The 3,684-nt window shown below is 74.0% G+C and carries 4 protein-coding genes; 1 reads left to right on the top strand and 3 read right to left on the bottom strand.

The window, feature by feature from the left end; all coding sequences use genetic code 11:
- Window positions 1-187 precede the first annotated feature (187 nt).
- Window positions 188-886, top strand: coding sequence for a response regulator (locus tag ROTAS13_RS20980; protein ID WP_019463015.1), 699 nt, complete (start codon window positions 188-190; stop codon window positions 884-886).
- Window positions 887-1,014: 128 nt separating this feature from the next.
- Here the strand turns inward: ROTAS13_RS20980 and ROTAS13_RS20975 are convergent, their stop codons facing one another.
- The 3 genes from ROTAS13_RS20975 to ROTAS13_RS20965 form a co-directional block, all read right to left on the bottom strand.
- The gene (locus tag ROTAS13_RS20975; RefSeq protein ID WP_019463017.1) at window positions 1,015-1,263 is read right to left on the bottom strand and encodes a hypothetical protein; all 249 of its coding nucleotides are present in this window, start codon (window positions 1,261-1,263) and stop codon (window positions 1,015-1,017) included.
- 110 nt (window positions 1,264-1,373) lie between these two features.
- On the bottom strand, window positions 1,374-2,555 hold the full coding sequence (locus ROTAS13_RS20970; protein ID WP_075823300.1) for a M20 aminoacylase family protein: 1,182 nt from the start codon (window positions 2,553-2,555) through the stop codon (window positions 1,374-1,376).
- A 151-nt stretch (window positions 2,556-2,706) separates the two neighbouring features.
- A partial coding sequence (locus ROTAS13_RS20965; protein WP_075823299.1) for a hypothetical protein occupies window positions 2,707-3,684 on the bottom strand: 978 nt, incomplete at its 5' end.

Here is a 3,684-nt window from a genome sequence, read left to right as displayed (position 1 = left end):
CGCGTGGCCTGGTCGAGCGGGTCGCCACGGGCATGGCCGAGCCGCCGGGGGCGGGCGGGATGCGCGGGGGAGGTCCGGGGCTGCCCGGTGGCGCGGCCCGGCCGCCGGTGGGGGCTGCCGGGAGGGCTGCCGGGGCGCCGGCCGCGCCAGCCGGCGCGCTGCCCGGGGAACATCCGGGGACGCGGCGATGAGCGAGCTGCCGCATCTGCTGGTGGTGGATGACGATCCGCGCCTGCGCTCCCTGTTGCAGCGCTTCCTGGCCGAGCAGGGATTCCGCGTCTCGGTGGCGGGGGATGCGGCGGCGGCGCGGCAGGCGCTGGGCGCCATGGCCTTCGACATGATCGTGCTGGACGTGATGATGCCGGGGGAGACGGGGCTGGAGCTGGTGGAGTCGCTGCGTCGGGGCGGGCAGGAGGTGCCGGTGCTGATGCTCACCGCCGCCGGGTCGCCGGACGACCGGGTGGCGGGGTTCGAGCACGGGGCGGACGACTACCTGGCCAAGCCCTTCGACCCGCGCGAGCTGGTGCAGCGGGCCAAGGCCATCCTGCGGCGCGTCGCGGTGCCGCCGCCGGCGGCGCAGTCGCTCGGGCCGGTGCAGCTCGGGTCGCGCTGGTTCGATCCGGAGCGGGGCGAGCTGCGGGGGGCCGAGGGAGCGATGCGGCTGACCGGGGGGGAGGCGGCGCTGCTGACCGCGCTGGCGGCGCGGGCCGGGGAGGTGCTGTCGCGCGAGGAGATCGCGGTGGCGCTGGGCACGCCGGATGCCGGGGAGCGGGCGGTGGATGTGCAGGTGACGCGGCTGCGGCGGAAGATCGAGCCGGACCCGCGCGAGCCGCGCTTCCTGCAGACGGTGCGGCACCGGGGCTATGTGCTGCGGCCGGGGAGTTAGCGGCCCGGTCCGTTCGTGCCGCGGGGCGGGGGCGGCGCCTCAGCCCCGGTGGCGGAGCTTCTGCGCCGTCAGGGACACGGCTGCCAGGCCCAGAACCGGGATCGCGAGCAGCAGGATGTCGGTCCAGCTCATTCCTTCAGGTCCTCCAGCAGGCGCCTTGCCTGGATATGTAGGCCGATCCCCGCGGCAAGGAAGAGGGCGCTTCCCAGCACGGCCAGGATGCCACCTTTCGGCATGGCCGTGCCATAGAGAGTTGCGGCCAGGGGGGCGACGATGCCCACCAGGACCGTGCCGCTGGCCACCGCGTTCAGCCAGGTGGCGGTCAGCTTGACCCGCTCGTTATGGGCCAGCTTGTTCGGCCCGGGTGGGAGGCCCATGGAGATTCCTCGGGAGGTTTCCTTGTTGGCGGGGAATGCGCCCCCCGCCCGGTTCCCGCGCCGTGGTGTACGCCCCCGTGCCCGGCCGCCGTGCCGCGGGGGCAGCGGGGTCAGCCGAGTTCCTGTTCCACCAGCGTGGCGAGGTAGCCGGCACCGAAGGGCAGCAGGTCGTCGTTGAAGTCGTAGAGCGGGTTGTGGACGGGCGTGCCGCCGCGCTCGCCGTCCCTTTGGCCGAACATCAGGTAGGCGCCGGGGACGCGTTCCAGCAGGAAGGCGAAATCCTCGCCGGCCAGGAGCGGGTGGCCGTCGCGGTGGACCTTGCCTTCGCCCAGGATGGCGGTGGCGGCCTGGGCGGCGCGGTCGGTCTCGCCGGGGGTGTTGATGGTGGGCGGATAGGCGCGGCGGTAGTCGATCTCCGCCTTGCCGCCCTGGGCCTCGGCGGTGAGGGTGACGGCGCGGCGGAAGAGGGTCTCGACGCGGTCGCGGATCTCGGGCTTCAGCGTGCGGACGGAGCCGCGCAGCTCGATGCTTTCCGGAAGCACGATGTCGGAGGTGCCGCCATGGATCTGGCCGATGCTGACGATGGCGGATTCCAGCGCGTCCACCTGCCGCGAGGGGATGGCGTTGAGCGCGTTGATCACCTGCGCGGCCATGGCCACGGTGTCGATGCCCTGCTGCGGATGCGCGCCATGGGCGGAGCGGCCGCGCAGCACGATGCTGAAATAGTCGATGGCGGCGAGCGCCGTGCCGGTGAGGGCCTGGGCGGTGCCGAGCGGCCGGTCGGGGCTGTTGTGGATGCCGTAGACGGCATCGCAGGGGAAGCGTTCCAGCAACCCGTCGTCGAGCATGGCCTTGGCGCCGGCCAAGCCTTCCTCGGCGGGCTGGAAGATCAGGTGGACGGTGCCGGAGAAGTTGCCGGTCTCGGCCAGGTACTTCGCCGCGCCGAGCAGCATGGTGGTGTGGCCGTCGTGGCCGCAGGCATGCATGCGGCCGGGATTTTGCGAGCGGTGGGCGAAGCCGTTGGCCTCCTCCATCGGCAGGGCGTCCATGTCGGCGCGCAGGCCGATGGCGCGGTTGCCGCCGGCACCCGACTTGCGGCCGCGCAGCACGCCGACGACGCCTGTCTTGCCGATGCCGCGATGCACCTCGATGCCCCATTCGGCGAGCTTCCGCGCGACGATGTCGCTGGTGCGGTGCTCCTCGAAGCCGATCTCCGGATGCGCGTGGAAGTCGCGGCGCCATTCGGTCATCTCGGGCTGCAGCGCGGCCAGGGCTTCGCGGGGCGAGGTCATGCGGGGGGACTCCTTCGGGTCTGTCTGCCGAATGGGACGGGTTTCGCGGTGGGGCGTCAATCCGTGGGCGGGGGGCGTGGCCAAGGGGAAAGGCAGCGCCTTTCACCCCGGGGACGGCGCAACGCCAGCCATGACGCGCGGCCCGGCGGGATCAGGTGCCGGGGCGTTGCGGCGGAATCGTGTCCCGCCTGGGCTGGGCCAGGAGCAGGGCGGCGGCGGGCAGGAGCCAGGCAATGCGGGCGCCATAGCGCTGGTGCGGCTTGCTGAGCGCGCCGGTGGCGAAGGCATTGGCGGCGAGGCCGAGGAGCACGCAGAGGGCCAGGGCGCGGCGGCGGGGGTCGTGGCGGTGGCGCCAGAGCAGGATGGGCAGGCCCAGGGCGGCGAGAAGGAGCGCGGGGGCCTGGAGCGGGAGGAAGGGGGCGGCACGCTGCGGCAGGAGGCCGCGCATCTGGGCGGAGGACTCGAAGCGGTGCAGTTCGGCGGGCGGGAAGCCGCTGGCGATGCGCAGGGCGAGGCCTTCCCCCACGGCGCCGCGCGGCAGGGTGTCGCCGATGCCGTTGGTGACGAGCTGCCGGGCCGTGTCGCGCAGGGCGTCGCGCAGGACGGCCAGGGGTTCGCGGCGCAGGGTTTCGGCGATGATCTCGCGGGCCTCGGGGGCCAGAAGGACGCCGCCCAGGAAGCGTGGCCGGCCATCGGCGTCGCTGTTCACTGGGCTGTCGGGCTCCCAGAGGAAGACGTCGCTGTCGGTGGGAAGGCGGCCGGCCCAGGCGCAGAGATACCAGCCGCGTCCGGGGCATTCCGCCGCGATGGTGCGGGCGGCGGGGCCATTGGCCACGAGGCGGGCGAGCAGGAAGGTGCTGCCATAGGGGGAGAGCGACCACCGGCCGTGGCCGATGGCGTTGGTGAGCAGGAGCAGGGCGCAGGCGGCGAGCAGGGGCGTGGCGACGCGGAGGGCGGGGCGCGGGCGGCGGCGCAGGAGGAGGGTGAGGGCAGCCAGGGCGGCGGCGAGGAGCAGGTTCGACAGGTGCGCGGCGATGGCCAGCGTGGCGAGGAGCAGGAGGGCGAGGGCCTCGCCTCGGGACAGGGTGGGGCGGGCGAAGCCGAGCAGGAAGAGGGCGAGAAGCGCGGC

The organism is Roseomonas sp. TAS13, from assembly GCF_001950415.1.
Lineage (GTDB): Bacteria > Pseudomonadota > Alphaproteobacteria > Acetobacterales > Acetobacteraceae > Roseomonas > Roseomonas mucosa.
The sequence above is the reverse complement of the archived record's forward strand: the minus strand, read 5'-3'. Positions and strand labels throughout refer to the sequence as shown.

Coding starts and splice junctions, on each gene's coding strand:
- ROTAS13_RS20980 (WP_019463015.1), top strand. CDS start 188: ATGAGCGAGCTGCCGCATCTGCTGGTGGTGGATGACGATCCGCGCCTG.
- ROTAS13_RS20970 (WP_075823300.1), bottom strand. CDS start 2,555: ATGACCTCGCCCCGCGAAGCCCTGGCCGCGCTGCAGCCCGAGATGACC.
- ROTAS13_RS20975 (WP_019463017.1), bottom strand. CDS start 1,263: ATGGGCCTCCCACCCGGGCCGAACAAGCTGGCCCATAACGAGCGGGTC.